Raw genomic sequence first — 16,195 nt, 5'->3', positions numbered from 1 at the left:
GACTGTCACCCTGATCAAGACCATCGCAATGGAAGACGGTCTGCGCTTCGCCATCCGTGAAGGCGGTCGTACCGTCGGCGCCGGCGTCGTGGCCAAAATCATCGAGTAATCACTCGATCGGTTGAAAAAACCCCCGCTCAGCGGGGGTTTTTTTTATTGGGTTGACACTAATTTGGGGCGTCTATAGAATCACGCCTCCTTTTAACGGGCGTAGTGCGCCCGATGGGAACAGCCTGGAGTCTGAAATCCAATGCAAAATCAGCAAATCCGTATCAGGTTGAAGGCTTTCGACCATCGCCTGATCGACCAATCCACCCAGGAAATCGTGGAAACCGCGAAACGTACTGGTGCACAAGTGCGTGGTCCAATTCCACTGCCAACCCGCAAAGAGCGTTTCACCGTTCTGATCTCCCCGCACGTCAACAAAGACGCGCGTGATCAGTACGAGATTCGCACTCATAAGCGCGTTCTGGACATCGTCCAGCCAACGGATAAAACCGTTGATGCGCTGATGAAGCTTGATCTCGCGGCAGGCGTGGAAGTGCAGATCAGCCTCGGCTAAGACTTCGGTCTGGTCGTGTAACGCTCTGAAATGGGCGGCCATAGCGGGTGAAAGCCCCGTACACTCATGAGGTTTACAACATGACTATTGGTGTAGTCGGTCGAAAAGCGGGCATGACCCGTATTTTCACCGAAGAAGGTGTCTCCATTCCGGTCACGGTCATCGAGATCGAGCCGAATCGCGTCACCCAGTTCAAAACTGAAGAAACCGATGGCTACCGTGCAGTGCAAGTCACTGTCGGCGAGCGTCGTGCTTCGCGTGTGACTGCCGCTCAGGCAGGCCACTTCGCCAAGGCTAACGTTGCCGCTGGTCGCGGTGTCTGGGAGTTCCGTCTTGAAGAAGGCGATTTCCAGGCTGGCGATCTGATCAAAGCTGAACTCTTCACTGCAGGCCAGCTGGTAGACGTAACCGGTCAGTCCAAAGGTAAAGGCTTCGCCGGTACCATCAAGCGTTGGAACTTCCGTGGTCAGGACAACACCCACGGTAACTCCGTATCGCACCGTGTCCCTGGCTCCATCGGCCAGTGCCAGACTCCTGGTCGTGTATTCAAGGGCAAGAAAATGTCCGGTCACATGGGCGCCGAGCGCGTGACTGTTCAGTCCCTGGAAGTAGTACGCGTAGACGCTGAACGCAACCTGCTGCTGATCAAGGGTGCCGTCCCAGGCGCTACTGGCGGCGACGTGGTCGTGCGTCCGGCTGTCAAGGCTCGCGGTTAAGGGGAAACTGACATGCAACTTAATGTAAATGACGCTCAGGCGATCGAAGTTTCCGAACTGACCTTCGGTGGCGAATTCAACGAGACGCTGGTACACCAAGCAGTCGTGGCCTACATGGCCGGCGGCCGTCAGGGCACCAAGCAGCAGAAGACCCGTTCTGACGTGGCCGGTGGCGGTAAGCGCCCATGGCGTCAGAAAGGTACTGGCCGTGCTCGTGCCGGTACTACCCGTGGTCCGATCTGGCGTGGCGGTGGTGTAACCTTCGCAGCTCGTCCTCAAGATCACTCGCAGAAGCTCAACAAGAAGATGTACCGCGCAGCCCTGCGCTCCATCCTCGCTGAGCTGGTGCGTAGCGACCGTCTGGTCGTGGTTCAGGACTTCGCTGTTGAAGCGCCGAAAACCAAGGATCTGCTGAACAAGCTGAACGGCATGGGTCTGAACGACGTTCTGATCGTTTCCGACGCTGTTGATCAGAACCTGTACCTGGCTGCTCGCAACCTGCCGCACGTCGACGTACGTGACGTTCAAGGTTCCGACCCGGTCAGTCTGATCGCATACGAGAAAGTGTTGATCACTGTCTCGGCCGTGAAGAAATTCGAGGAGCTGCTGGGATGAACCAGGAACGCGTATTCAAAGTCCTCCTTGGCCCGCACGTTTCCGAGAAGGCTACCGTTCTGGCTGAGAAAAAAGGCCAGTTCGTATTCAAGGTTGCTACCGATGCAACCAAGCTGGAAATCAAGAAAGCTGTCGAAGGCCTGTTCAACGTAAAAGTTGAAAACGTGTCGACTGTCAACGTTCTGGGTAAAACCAAGCGTACCGCACGTGGTCTGGGCAAGCGTAATGACTGGAAGAAGGCGATCGTCTCCCTTCAGCCAGGCCAAGATCTCGATTTCAGCAGCAGTGCTGAGTAAGGAAGGGGTGCATCATGGCAATCGTTAAATGCAAACCGACTTCCCCTGGCCGCCGTTTCGTGGTCAAGGTGGTCAACAAGGAGCTGCACAAAGGCGCTCCTCACGCACCGCTGCTCGAGAAGAAATCGAAGTCTGGTGGTCGTAACAACAATGGCCGCATCACCACTCGTCACGTTGGTGGTGGTCATAAGCAGCATTACCGTCTGGTTGACTTCCGTCGCAACGACAAAGATGGCATCCCAGCCACTGTCGAGCGTATCGAATACGACCCGAACCGTACTGCTCACATCGCCCTGCTGTGCTACGCAGACGGCGAGCGTCGCTACATCATCGCCCCTAAAGGCGTGAGCGCTGGCGACCAGCTGATCGCAGGTGCTCTGGCCCCAATCAAGGCCGGTAACTCCCTGCAACTGCGCAACATCCCAGTAGGTAGCACCATTCACGGCATCGAACTGAAGCCGGGTAAAGGTGCTCAGATCGCTCGTTCCGCTGGTGCTTCGGCTCAGCTGATCGCTCGTGAAGGTGTCTACGTGACCCTGCGTCTGCGCTCTGGTGAAATGCGTAAAGTCCTGGCTGAGTGCCGTGCGACCCTGGGCGAAGTCTCGAACTCCGAGCACAGCCTGCGTTCGCTGGGTAAAGCTGGTGCCAAACGCTGGCGCGGCGTTCGCCCAACCGTTCGTGGTGTTGCCATGAACCCGGTTGACCACCCGCATGGTGGTGGTGAAGGTCGTACCTCCGGTGGTCGTCATCCGGTATCGCCATGGGGCTTCCCAACCAAGGGTGCTAAAACCCGTGGTAATAAGCGTACCGACAACATGATCGTCCGTCGTCGCAAGTAACTAGAGGGATACGACAGTGCCACGTTCTCTGAAAAAAGGTCCTTTTATCGATCTTCACCTGTTGAAGAAGGTCGAAGTGGCGGTGGAGAAGAACGATCGCAAGCCAGTTAAAACCTGGTCGCGCCGTTCGATGATCCTGCCACAAATGGTCGGTCTGACCATCGCGGTACACAACGGTCGCCAACACGTCCCAGTTCTCGTGAACGAAGACATGGTCGGCCACAAACTGGGCGAGTTCGCCGGTACCCGCACCTACCGCGGGCACGTGGCTGACAAGAAAGCCAAGCGTTAAGGGGTAAGGAAATGGAAGTAGCCGCTAAGTTGTCGGGCGCTCGCATCTCCGCCCAGAAAGCCCGCTTGGTCGCCGACCAGATCCGCGGGAAGAAGGTGGGCGAAGCGCTCAACCTGTTGGCCTTCAGCAGCAAAAAAGCCGCTGAAATCATGAAGAAAGTCCTCGAGTCGGCCGTTGCCAACGCCGAACACAACGAAGGCGCAGACGTTGATGACCTGAAGGTCTCCACCGTCTTCGTCAACGAAGGGCGTTCGCTGAAGCGCATCATGCCACGTGCCAAAGGCCGTGCTGATCGCATCGTCAAGCGGTCTTGCCATATCACTGTCAAGGTTGCGGACAAGTAACGGAGTCGATCAGATGGGTCAGAAAGTACATCCCACTGGCATTCGCCTGGGAATCGTCAAGGAGCACACCTCCGTCTGGTACGCAGACGGCGCGACTTACGCAGATTACCTGCTGAAGGATCTGCAAACTCGCGAGTACCTCCAGGACAAACTAAAAAGCGCGTCCGTAAGCCGTATCGATATTCATCGTCCGGCTCAAACTGCACGCATCACCATCCACACCGCTCGTCCCGGTATCGTTATCGGCAAGAAAGGTGAAGATGTTGAGAAGCTGCGTCAGGACCTGACCAAGCAGATGGGTGTGCCTGTGCACATCAACATCGAAGAGATCCGCAAGCCGGAACTCGACGCTATGCTGGTTGCTCAGAGCGTTGCCCAGCAGCTGGAGCGCCGCGTTATGTTCCGTCGCGCCATGAAGCGCGCCGTACAGAACGCCATGCGTATTGGTGCCAAGGGCATCAAGATCCAGGTGAGCGGTCGTCTCGGCGGTGCCGAGATCGCACGTACCGAGTGGTATCGCGAAGGTCGTGTGCCTCTGCACACCCTGCGTGCCGATATCGACTACAACACCTACGAAGCTCACACCACCTACGGTGTGATCGGTGTGAAGGTTTGGATCTTCAAAGGCGAAGTAATTGGTGGTCGCCAGGAAGAGCTGAAGCCTCAAGCACCAGCGCCTCGTAAAAAAGCTGCTAAGTAAGGGGTACGCCAAATGTTGCAACCAAAGCGTACAAAATTCCGCAAGCAGATGACCGGCCACAACCGTGGTCTGGCACTGCGCGGTAGCAAGGTCAGCTTCGGCGAGTTCGCTCTGAAAGCTGTCGCCCGCGGTCGTCTCACCGCTCGCCAGATCGAGTCGGCACGTCGTGCCCTGACCCGTCACGTAAAACGTGGCGGTAAGATCTGGATCCGTGTCTTCCCGGACAAGCCGGTTACCAAGAAGCCTCTCGAGGTTCGTATGGGTAAAGGTAAAGGTTCCGTGGAATACTGGGTTGCCCAGATTCAGCCAGGCAAAGTCCTGTACGAGATCGAGGGTGTTTCTGAAGAGCTGGCGCGCGAAGCTTTCGCTCTGGCCGCTGCAAAGCTGCCTCTCGCCACCTCCTTTGTTAAGCGGACGGTGATGTGATGAAAGCGAATGAACTTCGTGAAAAATCCGCACAGCAACTGAATGAGCAACTGCTCGGCTTGCTGCGCGACCAGTTCAATCTGCGCATGCAGAAAGCAACTGGCCAGTTGGGGCAGTCGCACCTGCTCTCGCAAGTTAAGCGTGACATCGCTCGCGTGAAAACTGTGCTCAACCAGCAGGCAGGTAAGTGATCATGGCTGAAGCTGAAAAAACCGTCCGTACGCTGACTGGCCGTGTCGTCAGCGACAAAATGGACAAGACCATCACCGTTCTGATCGAGCGTCGCGTAAAGCACCCGATCTACGGTAAATACGTTAAGCGTTCGACTAAGCTGCACGCGCACGACGAAGCCAACCAGTGCAAGATCGGCGACAAGGTTTCCATCCGTGAAACCCGTCCGCTGGCCAAGACCAAGTCCTGGGCACTGGTTGAAGTCCTCGAACGCGCTGTTGAAGTCTAAGGGCTAAGGGTCGGAGAAATTTTATGATTCAGACTCAATCCATGCTCGATGTGGCCGATAACAGCGGCGCTCGTCGCGTCATGTGCATCAAGGTGCTCGGCGGTTCCCACCGTCGTTACGCCGGTATCGGTGACATCATCAAAGTTACCGTCAAGGAAGCAATTCCTCGCGGTAAGGTCAAGAAAGGCCAGGTGATGACCGCTGTTGTCGTCCGTACCCGTCACGGTGTACGTCGCGCTGACGGTTCCATCATTCGTTTCGACGGCAACGCTGCTGTTCTGCTGAACACCAAGCAAGAGCCGATCGGTACTCGCATCTTCGGGCCAGTGACCCGTGAACTTCGTACCGAGAAGTTCATGAAGATCGTCTCGCTCGCCCCTGAAGTGCTCTAAGGAGATCCGACATGCAAAAGATTCGTCGTGACGACGAGATCATCGTGATCGCCGGCAAAGACAAAGGTAAGCGCGGTAAGGTGCTGAAGGTTCTCGCTGACGACCGTCTGGTCATCGGTGGTGTCAACCTGGTCAAGCGCCACACCAAGCCTAACCCGATGGCGGGCGTCCAGGGCGGTATCGTCGAGAAAGAAGCGCCTCTGCACGCTTCCAACGTTGCCATCTTCAACGGCGAAACCAACAAGGCTGACCGCGTTGGTTTCAAAGTAGAAGACGGTAAAAAAATTCGTGTCTTCAAGTCGACCCAAAAAGCGGTTGATGCTTGAACACTGCTAGGTAGAAGACCATGGCACGACTGAAAGAGATTTACCGGAACGAAATCGCTCCTAAGCTTAAGGAAGAACTTAAGCTGTCGAACGTGATGGAAGTTCCGCGCGTTACCAAAATCACCCTGAACATGGGTCTGGGCGAAGCGATCGGCGACAAGAAAGTCATCGAGCACGCTGTTGCCGACCTGGAAAAGATCACCGGTCAAAAGCCGGTCGTGACTTTCGCTCGTAAATCCATCGCGGGCTTCAAAGTCCGTGAAGGCTGGCCGATCGGTGTCAAGGTGACCCTGCGTCGCGAAAAGATGTACGAGTTCCTGGACCGCCTGCTGGCGATCTCCCTGCCACGGGTTCGCGACTTCCGCGGCCTGAATGCCAAGTCCTTCGACGGTCGTGGCAACTACAGCATGGGCGTGAAAGAGCAGATCATCTTCCCGGAAATCGATTACGACAAGATCGATGCTCTGCGCGGTTTGGACATCACCCTGACCACCACTGCTCGTTCGGACGACGAAGGCCGCGCTCTGCTGCGTGCTTTCAAGTTCCCGTTCCGCAACTGATTGGAGTAGGAAAATGGCCAAGAAGAGCATGAAGAACCGCGAGCTGAAGCGTCAGCTCACGGTAGCCAAGTTCGCTAAGAAGCGTGCTGAGCTGAAAGCGACCATCGTCAACCTGAACGCCTCTCCTGAAGAGCGTTTCGCTGCCGTTGTCGCCCTGCAGAAGCAACCACGTGACGCCAGCGCCTCGCGCCTGCGTAACCGTTGCCGCCTGACCGGTCGTCCGCACGGTGTATACCGTAAGTTCGGTCTGGGCCGTAACAAGCTGCGCGAAGCCGCCATGCGCGGTGACGTGCCAGGTCTGGTCAAGGCCAGCTGGTAATCCCGGTTGGCGTGACGCCGGCGTGAGGGGAGCAATCTTCCGACCGCCGGTGACCTCGCAACGAAACAAGCCCCTATATGGGGCTTGTTTCGTTTCTGCCTTGTGTCTAGAATGACCGGCTCACCTGAGCCTGGGTTTTTTGCCCTGCCTGCTCGGGTGGTTGTGATAGCCGCAAGGCTAATAATTCTTGTATCAGGAGCATCTAGCCCATGAGTATGCAGGACCCGTTAGCGGACATGCTAACTCGCATCCGTAATGCCCAGATGGCTGAAAAGTCTGTCGTAAGCATGCCTTCTTCCACCCTGAAGGTCGCGGTTGCCAAAGTACTGAAAGACGAAGGCTACATCGCCAGCTACGAAGTGACCGGCGAAGCCAAGCCTTCCCTGTCGATCGAGCTGAAGTACTTCGAAGGCCGTCCGGTCATCGAAGAGCTGAAGCGTACCAGCCGTCCTGGTCTGCGCCAGTACAAGGCCGTTACCGAGCTGCCGAAAGTACGTGGCGGCCTGGGCGTGTCTATCGTCTCCACCAACAAAGGTGTGATGACTGACCGCGCTGCGCGCGCTGCCGGTGTCGGCGGCGAAGTTCTGTGCACAGTGTTCTAAGGGGAGATAGGCATGTCTCGCGTCGCTAAGAACCCCGTTAAGCTGCCAGCAGGCGTCGAAGTCAAATTCGCCGGCCAGCAGCTTTCGGTGAAGGGTGCCAAGGGCACTCTCGAACTGAACGTTCACTCGTCTGTTGAAGTTACCGAAGAAGCTGGTGAGCTGCGTTTCGCACCTCGCAACGGTGATCAGCAAGCTCGCGCCATGGCCGGTACCACCCGCGCCCTGGTCAACAACATGGTCCAAGGCGTAAGCCAAGGCTTCGAGCGCAAGCTCCAGCTGGTCGGTGTTGGTTACAAGGCACAGGCCAAGGGCACCGTCCTGAACCTGGCCCTGGGCTTCTCGCACCCAGTGGATTACGAACTGCCAGCCGGTATCACCGCTGAAACCCCAAGCCAGACCGACATCCTGATCAAGGGTATCGACAAGCAGCTGGTGGGTCAGGTGGCCGCTGAAGTCCGCGGTTTCCGTCCGCCAGAGCCTTACAAGGGCAAGGGTGTGCGTTACGCGGACGAAGTAGTCCGTCGTAAAGAAGCCAAGAAGAAGTAGGGCCTAGCAAATGACCGACAAAAAAGTTACTCGACTGCGTCGCGCTCGCAAAGCACGCCTGAAAATGCACGAGCTCGAAGCCGTGCGTCTGTGCGTGTTCCGCTCCTCGCAGCACATCTACGCCCAGGTCATCTCGGCCGACGGCAGCAAGGTTCTGGCAAGCGCCTCGACCTTGGACAAAGAACTGCGTGATGGCGCCACCGGCAACATCGACGCGGCCACTAAGGTTGGCAAGCTGGTAGCTGAGCGTGCGAAAGCCGCCGGTGTATCTCAAGTTGCCTTTGACCGTTCCGGCTTCAAGTACCACGGCCGCGTCAAGGCGCTGGCTGATGCTGCTCGTGAAGGCGGGCTGGAGTTCTAAGTTATGGCAAATAACGATCAAAAGCGCGACGAAGGCTACATCGAGAAGCTGGTTCAAGTTAACCGCGTAGCCAAAACCGTAAAAGGCGGCCGTATCTTCACCTTCACCGCGCTGACCGTGGTGGGTGATGGCAAGGGTCGTGTTGGCTTTGGCCGTGGCAAATCGCGCGAAGTACCTGCCGCGATCCAGAAAGCCATGGAAGCTGCTCGTCGCAACATGATTCAGGTTGACCTGAAGGGCACCACCCTGCAGTACGCCACCAAGGCCGCCCACGGCGCCTCGAAGGTCTACATGCAGCCTGCCTCGGAAGGTACCGGTATCATCGCCGGTGGCGCAATGCGTGCCGTCCTGGAAGTTGCTGGTGTTCAGAACGTCCTGGCCAAGTGCTACGGCTCGACCAACCCGGTGAACGTGGTTCACGCCACCTTCAAGGGTCTGAAAGCCATGCAATCCCCTGAGTCCATTGCTGCCAAGCGCGGCAAGACTGTTGAGGAGATCATCTGATCATGGCAACCGTAAAAGTAACGCTGATCAAGAGCACCGCCGGCCGCCTGCCTAACCACAAACTGTGCGTTAAAGGTCTGGGTCTGCGTCGCATCGGTCACACTGTAGAAGTCCAGGATACTCCCGAGAATCGCGGGATGATCAACAAGGCTTACTACATGCTGAAGGTCGAGGGTTAATCGATGAAACTCAATGATCTGAGTCCAGCGCCGGGTTCCCGTCGCGAGAAGCACCGTCCGGGCCGTGGTATCGGTAGCGGTCTGGGCAAGACCGGTGGCCGTGGTCACAAAGGTCAGACCTCCCGTTCCGGTGGTTCCATCGCTCCAGGCTTCGAAGGCGGTCAACAGCCGCTGCACCGTCGCCTGCCGAAGTTCGGCTTCGTTTCCCTGAAAGCCATGGACCGCGCAGAAGTGCGTCTGTCCGAGCTGGCCAAGGTGGAAGGCGATCTGATCACCGTTCAGTCCCTCAAGGACGCCAACGTGATCGGCCAGCACGTACAGCGCGTGAAAATCATGCTGTCGGGCGAAGTCACTCGCGCAGTCACCCTCAAGGGTATCGCCGTCACCAAAGGTGCACGTGCGGCTATCGAAGCAGCTGGCGGCAAGTTCGAGGAATAAATGGCTAAGCAAGGTGCTCTCTCTTCGCTCGGTAAGGGCGGGATGTCGGAACTCTGGGCTCGTCTGCGCTTTCTGTTCATGGCGATCATCGTCTATCGGATTGGCGCGCACATCCCAGTGCCAGGCATTAACCCGGACCGTCTCGCGGATCTGTTCCGGCAGAATGAGGGGACCATTCTTAGCTTGTTCAACATGTTTTCCGGTGGCGCGCTGGAGCGCATGAGCATCTTTGCACTGGGGATCATGCCGTACATCTCGGCATCGATCATCATGCAGCTCATGACCGCTGTCAGCCCGCAACTGGAGCAGTTGAAGAAGGAAGGTGAAGCTGGCCGTCGCAAGATCAGCCAGTACACCCGCTACGGCACCGTTATCCTGGCGCTGGTCCAAGCCATTGGCATGTCCATTGGCCTGGCCAACCAGGGCGTGGCGTTTTCTGTGGGCCTGGGCTTCCATGTCGTCGCCGTCTCCACCTTCGTGGCGGGCGCGATGTTCATGATGTGGCTCGGCGAGCAGATTACCGAGCGCGGTGTGGGCAACGGTATCTCGATGTTGATCTTCGCGGGTATCGTTGCCGGTCTTCCGAGAGCAATCGGGCAGTCTTTCGAGTCTGCGCGTACAGGCGATATCAACATTTTCGCCCTGGTCGCTATCGGTTTGCTGGCAGTAGCGATTATCGGCTTCGTGGTGTTCATTGAGCGTGGTCAGCGTCGTATCGCCGTTCACTACGCCAAGCGTCAGCAGGGCCGCAAGGTCTTCGCTGCGCAGACCAGCCACCTGCCGCTGAAGGTGAACATGGCGGGCGTAATCCCGGCCATTTTCGCGAGCAGCATCTTGCTGTTCCCGGCTTCGCTGGGTGCCTGGTTCGGTCAGTCCGAAGGTATGGGCTGGCTGCAGGACATCTCGCAGTCGATCGCTCCTGGTCAGCCGTTGAACATTCTGCTGTTTAGTGCAGGGATCATCTTCTTCTGCTTCTTCTACACAGCGTTGATGTTCAACCCGAAAGACGTAGCGGAAAACCTGAAGAAGTCCGGTGCCTTTATTCCGGGTATCCGTCCTGGTGAGCAGTCGGCGCGCTACATTGATGGCGTCCTGACCCGTCTGACCATGTTCGGTGCTCTTTACATGATGGCCGTGTGCCTTCTGCCCCAGTTCCTGGTGGTGGCAGCAAACGTGCCGTTCTACCTTGGCGGGACCTCGTTGCTGATTGTGGTAGTGGTTGTGATGGACTTCATGTCCCAAGTACAATCGCACCTCGTTTCGCACCAGTACGAATCCCTGATGAAGAAAGCCAACCTGAAAGGCTACGGCGGCAGCGGTCTGCTGCGCTGATTTAGCCCCTTAAGGTTCGAGGAGTCGGTAATGAAAGTTCGTGCATCGGTGAAAAAGCTGTGCCGCAACTGCAAGATCATTCGTCGCGAAGGTATCGTGCGCGTGATCTGCAGCGCGGAACCGCGTCACAAGCAGCGCCAAGGCTGAGTGTGATCCGCGCTTCAAACCCAGCAGCTAGTGTGCTGCTGGGTTGATTATTCGTTTCTACAGCGATATTATCTCGCGCCCTATTTCTTGGCTTCCGGGGCGTAGGTAGCTGTCAATTGGAGTCCCACTGAATGGCCCGTATTGCAGGCGTCAACATTCCAGATAACAAGCATACTGTTATCTCGCTGACCTACATCTATGGTGTCGGTCGCACTACCGCGCAGAAAATCTGTGCGGACGCTGGTGTAAACCCAGCCGCTAAGATCAAGGATCTGAGCGACGAGCAAATCGAAACCCTGCGTGGCGAAGTCGCGAAGTTCACCACCGAAGGTGACCTGCGCCGTGACATCAACATGAAGATCAAGCGCTTGATGGACCTGGGTTGCTACCGCGGCCTGCGTCATCGTAAAGGTCTGCCGGTTCGCGGTCAGCGCACCAAGACCAACGCACGCACCCGTAAGGGCCCGCGTAAGCCGATCCGCAAGTAATCGCCCAGGAATATAGACATGGCAAAACCTGCTGCTCGTCCTCGTAAAAAAGTCAAAAAGACAGTGGTTGATGGCATCGCCCACATCCATGCGTCTTTCAACAACACCATCGTGACCATCACCGACCGTCAGGGCAACGCACTGTCCTGGGCTACTTCCGGTGGTTCGGGTTTCCGTGGTTCGCGCAAATCCACCCCGTTCGCAGCCCAGATCGCTGCTGAGCGTGCTGGTCAAGCTGCGCTGGAATATGGTCTGAAGAACCTCGACGTCAACGTCAAGGGTCCAGGTCCAGGTCGTGAATCCGCCGTTCGTGCACTGAACAGCTGCGGCTACAAGATCGCCAGCATCACCGACGTGACGCCAATCCCGCACAACGGGTGCCGTCCGCCGAAGAAGCGTCGCGTGTAATCAGGAGACAGATAAATGGCACGTTACATTGGTCCAAAATGCAAACTGTCTCGCCGTGAAGGCACTGACCTGTTCCTGAAGAGCGGCGTTCGCGCTCTGGAATCGAAGTGCAACATCGAAGCAGCCCCAGGTATCCACGGCCAGCGCCGTGGCCGTCAGTCCGACTACGGTACCCAGCTGCGCGAGAAACAAAAAGTCCGTCGTATCTACGGTGTTCTGGAGCGTCAGTTCCGCGGTTACTACCAAGCTGCTGCCTCGAAAAAAGGCGCAACCGGTGAGAACCTGCTGCAACTGCTCGAGTGCCGTCTGGATAACGTCGTCTACCGTATGGGCTTCGGCTCGACTCGTTCCGAGTCCCGCCAGCTGGTTTCGCACAAAGCGATCAGCGTCAACGGTAAGACTGTGAACATTCCATCCTACCAAGTTCGTCCGGGTGACGTGGTCTCGGTTCGCGAGAAGTCGCTGAACCAGCTGCGCATTGTTCAAGCCCTTGAACTGTGCGCCCAGCGTGGCCGCGTTGAGTGGGTTGATGTGGATGCTGCTAAAAAGTCGGGCGTTTTCAAGAACGTTCCTGCTCGCAGCGACCTGTCCGCCGACATCAACGAAAACCTGATTGTCGAGCTCTACTCCAAGTAAGGGCTAGAAAATAGGTGCATCCATGCAGATTTCGGTAAATGAGTTTCTGACACCCCGTCACATCGACGTGCAGGTTGTCAGTCCAACCCGCGCCAAGATCACGCTCGAGCCTCTCGAGCGTGGCTTCGGCCATACCCTGGGCAACGCGCTGCGCCGCATCCTGTTGTCCTCCATGCCTGGCTGTGCAGTAGTCGAGGCCGAGATCGACGGCGTACTCCATGAGTACTCCGCGATCGAAGGTGTTCAGGAAGACGTCATTGAAATCCTGTTGAACCTGAAAGGCCTGGCTATCAAACTGCACGGTCGTGACGAAGTTACGCTGACCTTGTCGAAAAAGGGTTCGGGGGTGGTTACCGCTGCCGATATTCAGCTGGATCACGATGTCGAGATCGTCAACCCCGATCACGTAATCGCGAACCTGGCGTCCAACGGCGCCCTGAACATGAAGCTCACCGTAGCTCGTGGTCGCGGTTACGAGCCGGCCGACTCCCGTCAGACCGACGAAGACGAAAGCCGCAGCATTGGCCGTCTCCAGCTGGACGCTTCGTTCAGCCCGGTGCGTCGTATCGCCTACGTGGTCGAGAACGCCCGTGTTGAACAGCGTACCAACCTGGACAAGCTGGTCATCGATCTGGAAACCAACGGTACTCTGGATCCTGAAGAGGCTATCCGTCGTGCCGCGACCATCCTGCAACAGCAGCTGGCCGCGTTCGTCGACCTCAAAGGTGACAGCGAGCCGGTTGTGGTCGAGCAGGAAGACGAGATCGATCCGATCCTGCTGCGCCCGGTTGACGACCTGGAACTGACCGTACGTTCGGCCAACTGCCTCAAGGCGGAGAACATCTACTACATCGGCGACCTGATTCAGCGTACCGAAGTAGAGCTGTTGAAGACTCCTAACCTGGGCAAGAAGTCCCTGACTGAAATCAAGGACGTCCTGGCCTCCCGTGGTCTTTCCCTCGGCATGCGCCTCGACAACTGGCCGCCTGCAAGTCTTAAGAAAGACGACAAGGCGACTGCCTGATCGTCGTAATCACCGAACGTAGTGTTTGGTAAGGAATGAATCATGCGTCATCGTAAAAGTGGACGTCACCTGAGCCGTACCAGCTCTCACCGCAAGGCTATGTTCCAGAACATGGCAGTGTCGCTGATCGAGCACGAGCTGATCAAAACCACCCTGCCGAAAGCCAAGGAACTGCGCCGCGTTGCCGAGCCGCTGATCACCCTGGCCAAGGAAGACAGCGTCGCCAACCGTCGTCTGGCCTTCGACCGTACCCGTTCGAAGTCCGCCGTTGGCAAACTGTTCAACGACCTGGGCAAGCGTTACGCCACCCGTCAGGGCGGCTACCTGCGCATCCTGAAGTGCGGTTTCCGCGCTGGCGACAACGCGCCTATGGCGTACGTCGAGCTGGTTGATCGTCCGGTCGGTGGTGCTGTAGAAGCTGCCGAGTAAGACGTTCTGTCTGCTGCAAAGAACCGGGCCTAGGCCCGGTTTTTTGTTGCCTCATGAATTGTTATTTTCTATTGATGTAAGTCAGGTAATGAATTTGTTCTTGTAACATGGGTCGACAATACTCTCTCCAAGCCGATTAGCCGGCCGTTCAAGACCGATCAGGAGAGCCCATGAGCAAGATTCTCACCACCGCAAGCGGCGCGCCCGTAGCCGACAACCAGAATTCCCGTTCCGCAGGCCCTCGCGGCCCGCTGCTGCTCGACGATTTCCACCTGATCGAGAAGCTCGCCCACTTCAACCGCGAGAATATCCCCGAGCGTCGCGTGCACGCCAAGGGCTCCGGCGCCTACGGCACCTTCACCGTCACCCGCGATATTACCGAACTCACCAGTGCCAAACTGTTCGACAGCATCGGCAAGCAGACCGAAACGTTCTTGCGCTTCTCCACCGTGGGCGGTGAACGCGGCTCGGCGGACACCGAGCGCGACCCGCGTGGTTTTGCGGTGAAGTTCTACACCGAGGAAGGCAACTGGGACATTGTTGGCAACAATACGCCGGTGTTCTTCATCCGTGATCCGCTGAAGTTCCCCGACTTCATCCACACCCAGAAGCGCCACCCGCAGACCAATCTGAAGAACGCGCAGATGATGTGGGACTTCTGGTCGCACTCGCCCGAGGCGTTGCATCAGGTCACCATCCTGTTCTCCGACCGCGGCATCCCGGACGGCTACCGCCATATGCACGGTTTCGGCAGCCACACCTACAGCCTGATCAACGCCAAGGGTGAGCGCACTTGGGTCAAGTGGCACTTCAAGACCCAGCAGGGGATCAAGAACCTGGCGCCGGCCGAGGCCGCCCGACTGGCGGGCAGCGACCCGGACTACGCCCAGCGCGACCTGTTCCAGGCCATCGAGCGCGGTGACTTCCCGCGTTGGACCGTGTGCATCCAGGTGATGAGCGAAGCCGAGGCCGCCAGCCGTGACGAGAACCCCTTCGACGTGACCAAGACCTGGTCGCAGAAGGACTACCCGTTGATCGAGGTCGGCGTGCTGGAACTCAACCGCAACCCGCTCAACTACTTCGCCGAAGTCGAGCAGGCGGCGTTCGGTCCCAGCAACATGGTGCCCGGGGTCGGCCTGTCGCCGGACCGCATGCTGCAGGGCCGCGTGTTTGCCTATGCCGATGCTCACCGCTACCGCGTAGGCACCAACCACCAGCACTTGCCGGTCAATGCGCCACGTTGCCCGGTGCACAGCTACCAGCGCGATGGTTCCATGGCCACCGGCGCCTACGGCAGTGCTCCGAACTACGAGCCCAACAGCTACACGGATGCACCGAAACAGTCGCCGCGCCATGCAGAGCCGGCATTGGCCCTGAACGGTTCGGCGCACCGCTACGACCACCGCGAAGACAACGACTACTACAGCCACGCCGGCGCGCTGTTCCGCCTGATGAATGATGAACAGAAGGCGCTGTTGATCGGCAACATCGCCGGCACCATGGCGGGGGTCAGCGAGGACGTTATCCAGCGTCAGTTGCAGTACTTCTTCAAGGCCGACCCGGCTTATGGAGAAGGGATTGCTAAGGCCCTGGGGATGAATCTTGGCTAACTGGAAGTGATAAGAAGAACCGCCCTCATTAGGGCGGTTTTTCAATGAATATCACTACTGTTTAGCCGATTATTTGCTTCTAATTGCGCATTTTTCAGTGACCGCGAGCAAAACCTGGTTCACACTATGTCCCATAGCCGTATTCACAGGGAGAAGCAGGGCGATGCAAGGTCACCCGGACGTAATCAACTACCTCGTCACGTTGCTGAAGGGCGAACTGGCAGCACGCGATCAGTACTTCATTCACTCGCGGATGTACGAAGACTGGGGCCTGACCAAGCTCTACGAACGTATCAACCACGAGATGGAAGAAGAGACGCAGCACGCCGACGCCCTGATGCGCCGTATCCTCATGCTCGAAGGCACCCCAGACATGCGCGCCGATGACCTGGAAGTGGGCAGCACCGTGCCGGAAATGATCGAGGCTGATCTCAAGCTCGAGTACAAGGTCCGCGCCGCGCTGTGCAAGGGTATCGAGCTGTGCGAGCTGCACAAGGACTACATCAGCCGCGACATCCTGCGCGCGCAGTTGGCCGATACCGAAGAAGATCACACCTACTGGCTGGAGAAGCAGCAGGGACTGATCAAGGCCATTGGCCTGGAGAACTACCTGCAGTCGCAGATGTAATTTCTGTAGTGCAGAT

30 protein-coding genes and 1 pseudogene are annotated in these 16,195 nt (G+C 57.4%); all 31 read left to right on the top strand.

Annotated features, from left to right (window positions below):
* Positions 1 to 109 (top strand): annotated as a pseudogene (locus tag CC207_RS02450) (elongation factor Tu); the annotation flags it as partial.
* Positions 110 to 250: 141 nt separating this feature from the next.
* On the top strand, positions 251 to 562 hold the full coding sequence (gene rpsJ, locus CC207_RS02445; RefSeq protein ID WP_003103876.1) for a 30S ribosomal protein S10: 312 nt from the start codon (positions 251 to 253) through the stop codon (positions 560 to 562).
* 80 nt (positions 563 to 642) lie between these two features.
* The gene (gene rplC, locus CC207_RS02440; RefSeq protein ID WP_011531887.1) at positions 643 to 1,278 is read left to right on the top strand and encodes a 50S ribosomal protein L3; all 636 of its coding nucleotides are present in this window, start codon (positions 643 to 645) and stop codon (positions 1,276 to 1,278) included.
* A gap of 12 nt (positions 1,279 to 1,290) precedes the next feature.
* On the top strand, positions 1,291 to 1,893 hold the full coding sequence (gene rplD, locus CC207_RS02435; RefSeq protein ID WP_008089819.1) for a 50S ribosomal protein L4: 603 nt from the start codon (positions 1,291 to 1,293) through the stop codon (positions 1,891 to 1,893).
* Positions 1,890 to 2,189 (top strand): 50S ribosomal protein L23, encoded by a 300-nt coding sequence (gene rplW, locus CC207_RS02430; protein ID WP_003255484.1) that lies wholly within the window; start codon positions 1,890 to 1,892, stop codon positions 2,187 to 2,189. Before rplD ends, rplW begins: the two co-directional genes overlap by 4 nt.
* Before the next feature lie 14 nt (positions 2,190 to 2,203).
* Positions 2,204 to 3,028, top strand: coding sequence for a 50S ribosomal protein L2 (gene rplB, locus CC207_RS02425; RefSeq protein WP_027915105.1), 825 nt, complete (start codon positions 2,204 to 2,206; stop codon positions 3,026 to 3,028).
* Between the two features lie 16 nt (positions 3,029 to 3,044).
* Positions 3,045 to 3,320, top strand: coding sequence for a 30S ribosomal protein S19 (rpsS, locus tag CC207_RS02420; RefSeq protein ID WP_003255482.1), 276 nt, complete (start codon positions 3,045 to 3,047; stop codon positions 3,318 to 3,320).
* An 11-nt stretch (positions 3,321 to 3,331) separates the two neighbouring features.
* Positions 3,332 to 3,664, top strand: a complete 333-nt coding sequence (gene rplV, locus CC207_RS02415; RefSeq protein WP_003103908.1) for a 50S ribosomal protein L22 — start codon at positions 3,332 to 3,334, stop codon at positions 3,662 to 3,664.
* A gap of 13 nt (positions 3,665 to 3,677) precedes the next feature.
* The gene (gene rpsC / locus CC207_RS02410) at positions 3,678 to 4,364 is read left to right on the top strand and encodes a 30S ribosomal protein S3 (protein WP_011531889.1); all 687 of its coding nucleotides are present in this window, start codon (positions 3,678 to 3,680) and stop codon (positions 4,362 to 4,364) included.
* 12 nt (positions 4,365 to 4,376) lie between these two features.
* The gene (gene rplP, locus CC207_RS02405) at positions 4,377 to 4,790 is read left to right on the top strand and encodes a 50S ribosomal protein L16 (RefSeq protein WP_009397508.1); all 414 of its coding nucleotides are present in this window, start codon (positions 4,377 to 4,379) and stop codon (positions 4,788 to 4,790) included.
* The gene (gene rpmC, locus CC207_RS02400; RefSeq protein ID WP_002555481.1) at positions 4,790 to 4,981 is read left to right on the top strand and encodes a 50S ribosomal protein L29; all 192 of its coding nucleotides are present in this window, start codon (positions 4,790 to 4,792) and stop codon (positions 4,979 to 4,981) included. The genes rplP and rpmC overlap by 1 nt, the downstream gene beginning before the upstream one ends.
* A gap of 2 nt (positions 4,982 to 4,983) precedes the next feature.
* A complete protein-coding gene (gene rpsQ, locus CC207_RS02395) occupies positions 4,984 to 5,250 on the top strand; it encodes a 30S ribosomal protein S17 (RefSeq protein WP_003255478.1) in 267 nt (88 codons plus the stop codon).
* Between the two features lie 23 nt (positions 5,251 to 5,273).
* Positions 5,274 to 5,642 carry a 50S ribosomal protein L14 gene (gene rplN, locus CC207_RS02390; protein ID WP_008089810.1) on the top strand — a complete coding sequence of 123 codons (369 nt, stop codon included), beginning with the start codon at positions 5,274 to 5,276 and terminating at the stop codon, positions 5,640 to 5,642.
* Positions 5,643 to 5,653: 11 nt separating this feature from the next.
* Positions 5,654 to 5,968, top strand: coding sequence for a 50S ribosomal protein L24 (gene rplX / locus CC207_RS02385; RefSeq protein ID WP_003255476.1), 315 nt, complete (start codon positions 5,654 to 5,656; stop codon positions 5,966 to 5,968).
* A gap of 20 nt (positions 5,969 to 5,988) precedes the next feature.
* A complete protein-coding gene (gene rplE / locus CC207_RS02380) occupies positions 5,989 to 6,528 on the top strand; it encodes a 50S ribosomal protein L5 (protein WP_012316517.1) in 540 nt (179 codons plus the stop codon).
* 13 nt (positions 6,529 to 6,541) lie between these two features.
* Complete coding sequence (gene rpsN, locus CC207_RS02375; protein ID WP_011531890.1) at positions 6,542 to 6,847, top strand: 30S ribosomal protein S14; 306 nt, start codon at positions 6,542 to 6,544, stop codon at positions 6,845 to 6,847.
* Positions 6,848 to 7,056: 209 nt separating this feature from the next.
* Complete coding sequence (gene rpsH, locus CC207_RS02370; RefSeq protein ID WP_028690236.1) at positions 7,057 to 7,449, top strand: 30S ribosomal protein S8; 393 nt, start codon at positions 7,057 to 7,059, stop codon at positions 7,447 to 7,449.
* A gap of 12 nt (positions 7,450 to 7,461) precedes the next feature.
* Positions 7,462 to 7,995 (top strand): 50S ribosomal protein L6, encoded by a 534-nt coding sequence (gene rplF / locus CC207_RS02365; RefSeq protein WP_028690237.1) that lies wholly within the window; start codon positions 7,462 to 7,464, stop codon positions 7,993 to 7,995.
* Between the two features lie 10 nt (positions 7,996 to 8,005).
* A complete protein-coding gene (gene rplR, locus CC207_RS02360; RefSeq protein WP_011531893.1) occupies positions 8,006 to 8,356 on the top strand; it encodes a 50S ribosomal protein L18 in 351 nt (116 codons plus the stop codon).
* Between the two features lie 3 nt (positions 8,357 to 8,359).
* Positions 8,360 to 8,860, top strand: coding sequence for a 30S ribosomal protein S5 (rpsE, locus tag CC207_RS02355; protein ID WP_023629184.1), 501 nt, complete (start codon positions 8,360 to 8,362; stop codon positions 8,858 to 8,860).
* A gap of 2 nt (positions 8,861 to 8,862) precedes the next feature.
* Complete coding sequence (gene rpmD / locus CC207_RS02350) at positions 8,863 to 9,039, top strand: 50S ribosomal protein L30 (protein ID WP_028690238.1); 177 nt, start codon at positions 8,863 to 8,865, stop codon at positions 9,037 to 9,039.
* 3 nt (positions 9,040 to 9,042) lie between these two features.
* Positions 9,043 to 9,477, top strand: coding sequence for a 50S ribosomal protein L15 (gene rplO / locus CC207_RS02345; protein ID WP_011531896.1), 435 nt, complete (start codon positions 9,043 to 9,045; stop codon positions 9,475 to 9,477).
* Positions 9,478 to 10,809, top strand: coding sequence for a preprotein translocase subunit SecY (gene secY, locus CC207_RS02340; protein WP_003257108.1), 1,332 nt, complete (start codon positions 9,478 to 9,480; stop codon positions 10,807 to 10,809). It begins immediately after the preceding gene.
* A gap of 30 nt (positions 10,810 to 10,839) precedes the next feature.
* Positions 10,840 to 10,956, top strand: coding sequence for a 50S ribosomal protein L36 (rpmJ, locus tag CC207_RS02335; RefSeq protein WP_011531897.1), 117 nt, complete (start codon positions 10,840 to 10,842; stop codon positions 10,954 to 10,956).
* Between the two features lie 131 nt (positions 10,957 to 11,087).
* The gene (gene rpsM, locus CC207_RS02330) at positions 11,088 to 11,444 is read left to right on the top strand and encodes a 30S ribosomal protein S13 (protein ID WP_003255457.1); all 357 of its coding nucleotides are present in this window, start codon (positions 11,088 to 11,090) and stop codon (positions 11,442 to 11,444) included.
* 18 nt (positions 11,445 to 11,462) lie between these two features.
* Positions 11,463 to 11,852, top strand: a complete 390-nt coding sequence (gene rpsK / locus CC207_RS02325) for a 30S ribosomal protein S11 (protein ID WP_003255454.1) — start codon at positions 11,463 to 11,465, stop codon at positions 11,850 to 11,852.
* 15 nt (positions 11,853 to 11,867) lie between these two features.
* Positions 11,868 to 12,488 carry a 30S ribosomal protein S4 gene (gene rpsD / locus CC207_RS02320; protein ID WP_023629185.1) on the top strand — a complete coding sequence of 207 codons (621 nt, stop codon included), beginning with the start codon at positions 11,868 to 11,870 and terminating at the stop codon, positions 12,486 to 12,488.
* A gap of 22 nt (positions 12,489 to 12,510) precedes the next feature.
* Positions 12,511 to 13,512 carry a DNA-directed RNA polymerase subunit alpha gene (rpoA, locus tag CC207_RS02315; RefSeq protein ID WP_003255452.1) on the top strand — a complete coding sequence of 334 codons (1,002 nt, stop codon included), beginning with the start codon at positions 12,511 to 12,513 and terminating at the stop codon, positions 13,510 to 13,512.
* A 42-nt stretch (positions 13,513 to 13,554) separates the two neighbouring features.
* The gene (rplQ, locus tag CC207_RS02310) at positions 13,555 to 13,941 is read left to right on the top strand and encodes a 50S ribosomal protein L17 (protein ID WP_003255451.1); all 387 of its coding nucleotides are present in this window, start codon (positions 13,555 to 13,557) and stop codon (positions 13,939 to 13,941) included.
* A gap of 170 nt (positions 13,942 to 14,111) precedes the next feature.
* Positions 14,112 to 15,551: a catalase gene (locus CC207_RS02305; protein ID WP_062361847.1), complete on the top strand. Its 1,440-nt coding sequence runs from the start codon at positions 14,112 to 14,114 to the stop codon at positions 15,549 to 15,551.
* A 163-nt stretch (positions 15,552 to 15,714) separates the two neighbouring features.
* A complete protein-coding gene (gene bfr, locus CC207_RS02300; RefSeq protein WP_028690240.1) occupies positions 15,715 to 16,179 on the top strand; it encodes a bacterioferritin in 465 nt (154 codons plus the stop codon).
* Positions 16,180 to 16,195: the final 16 nt, after the last annotated feature.

It is taken from the genome of Pseudomonas sp. DrBHI1 (assembly GCF_002205115.1).
GTDB lineage: Bacteria > Pseudomonadota > Gammaproteobacteria > Pseudomonadales > Pseudomonadaceae > Aquipseudomonas > Aquipseudomonas mosselii.
This window is presented reverse-complemented; position numbering and strand designations above follow the sequence as displayed.

Excerpts from the sequence above, each read along its gene's own strand:
- rpsJ (WP_003103876.1), top strand. The coding sequence starts at position 251 with ATGCAAAATCAGCAAATCCGTATCAGGTTGAAGGCTTTCGACCATCGC.
- rplC (WP_011531887.1), top strand. The coding sequence starts at position 643 with ATGACTATTGGTGTAGTCGGTCGAAAAGCGGGCATGACCCGTATTTTC.
- rplD (WP_008089819.1), top strand. The coding sequence starts at position 1,291 with ATGCAACTTAATGTAAATGACGCTCAGGCGATCGAAGTTTCCGAACTG.
- rplW (WP_003255484.1), top strand. The coding sequence starts at position 1,890 with ATGAACCAGGAACGCGTATTCAAAGTCCTCCTTGGCCCGCACGTTTCC.
- rplB (WP_027915105.1), top strand. The coding sequence starts at position 2,204 with ATGGCAATCGTTAAATGCAAACCGACTTCCCCTGGCCGCCGTTTCGTG.
- rplV (WP_003103908.1), top strand. The coding sequence starts at position 3,332 with ATGGAAGTAGCCGCTAAGTTGTCGGGCGCTCGCATCTCCGCCCAGAAA.
- rpsC (WP_011531889.1), top strand. The coding sequence starts at position 3,678 with ATGGGTCAGAAAGTACATCCCACTGGCATTCGCCTGGGAATCGTCAAG.
- rplP (WP_009397508.1), top strand. The coding sequence starts at position 4,377 with ATGTTGCAACCAAAGCGTACAAAATTCCGCAAGCAGATGACCGGCCAC.
- rpmC (WP_002555481.1), top strand. The coding sequence starts at position 4,790 with ATGAAAGCGAATGAACTTCGTGAAAAATCCGCACAGCAACTGAATGAG.
- rpsQ (WP_003255478.1), top strand. The coding sequence starts at position 4,984 with ATGGCTGAAGCTGAAAAAACCGTCCGTACGCTGACTGGCCGTGTCGTC.
- rplN (WP_008089810.1), top strand. The coding sequence starts at position 5,274 with ATGATTCAGACTCAATCCATGCTCGATGTGGCCGATAACAGCGGCGCT.
- rplX (WP_003255476.1), top strand. The coding sequence starts at position 5,654 with ATGCAAAAGATTCGTCGTGACGACGAGATCATCGTGATCGCCGGCAAA.
- rplE (WP_012316517.1), top strand. The coding sequence starts at position 5,989 with ATGGCACGACTGAAAGAGATTTACCGGAACGAAATCGCTCCTAAGCTT.
- rpsN (WP_011531890.1), top strand. The coding sequence starts at position 6,542 with ATGGCCAAGAAGAGCATGAAGAACCGCGAGCTGAAGCGTCAGCTCACG.
- rpsH (WP_028690236.1), top strand. The coding sequence starts at position 7,057 with ATGAGTATGCAGGACCCGTTAGCGGACATGCTAACTCGCATCCGTAAT.
- rplF (WP_028690237.1), top strand. The coding sequence starts at position 7,462 with ATGTCTCGCGTCGCTAAGAACCCCGTTAAGCTGCCAGCAGGCGTCGAA.
- rplR (WP_011531893.1), top strand. The coding sequence starts at position 8,006 with ATGACCGACAAAAAAGTTACTCGACTGCGTCGCGCTCGCAAAGCACGC.
- rpsE (WP_023629184.1), top strand. The coding sequence starts at position 8,360 with ATGGCAAATAACGATCAAAAGCGCGACGAAGGCTACATCGAGAAGCTG.
- rpmD (WP_028690238.1), top strand. The coding sequence starts at position 8,863 with ATGGCAACCGTAAAAGTAACGCTGATCAAGAGCACCGCCGGCCGCCTG.
- rplO (WP_011531896.1), top strand. The coding sequence starts at position 9,043 with ATGAAACTCAATGATCTGAGTCCAGCGCCGGGTTCCCGTCGCGAGAAG.
- secY (WP_003257108.1), top strand. The coding sequence starts at position 9,478 with ATGGCTAAGCAAGGTGCTCTCTCTTCGCTCGGTAAGGGCGGGATGTCG.
- rpmJ (WP_011531897.1), top strand. The coding sequence starts at position 10,840 with ATGAAAGTTCGTGCATCGGTGAAAAAGCTGTGCCGCAACTGCAAGATC.
- rpsM (WP_003255457.1), top strand. The coding sequence starts at position 11,088 with ATGGCCCGTATTGCAGGCGTCAACATTCCAGATAACAAGCATACTGTT.
- rpsK (WP_003255454.1), top strand. The coding sequence starts at position 11,463 with ATGGCAAAACCTGCTGCTCGTCCTCGTAAAAAAGTCAAAAAGACAGTG.
- rpsD (WP_023629185.1), top strand. The coding sequence starts at position 11,868 with ATGGCACGTTACATTGGTCCAAAATGCAAACTGTCTCGCCGTGAAGGC.
- rpoA (WP_003255452.1), top strand. The coding sequence starts at position 12,511 with ATGCAGATTTCGGTAAATGAGTTTCTGACACCCCGTCACATCGACGTG.
- rplQ (WP_003255451.1), top strand. The coding sequence starts at position 13,555 with ATGCGTCATCGTAAAAGTGGACGTCACCTGAGCCGTACCAGCTCTCAC.
- CC207_RS02305 (WP_062361847.1), top strand. The coding sequence starts at position 14,112 with ATGAGCAAGATTCTCACCACCGCAAGCGGCGCGCCCGTAGCCGACAAC.
- bfr (WP_028690240.1), top strand. The coding sequence starts at position 15,715 with ATGCAAGGTCACCCGGACGTAATCAACTACCTCGTCACGTTGCTGAAG.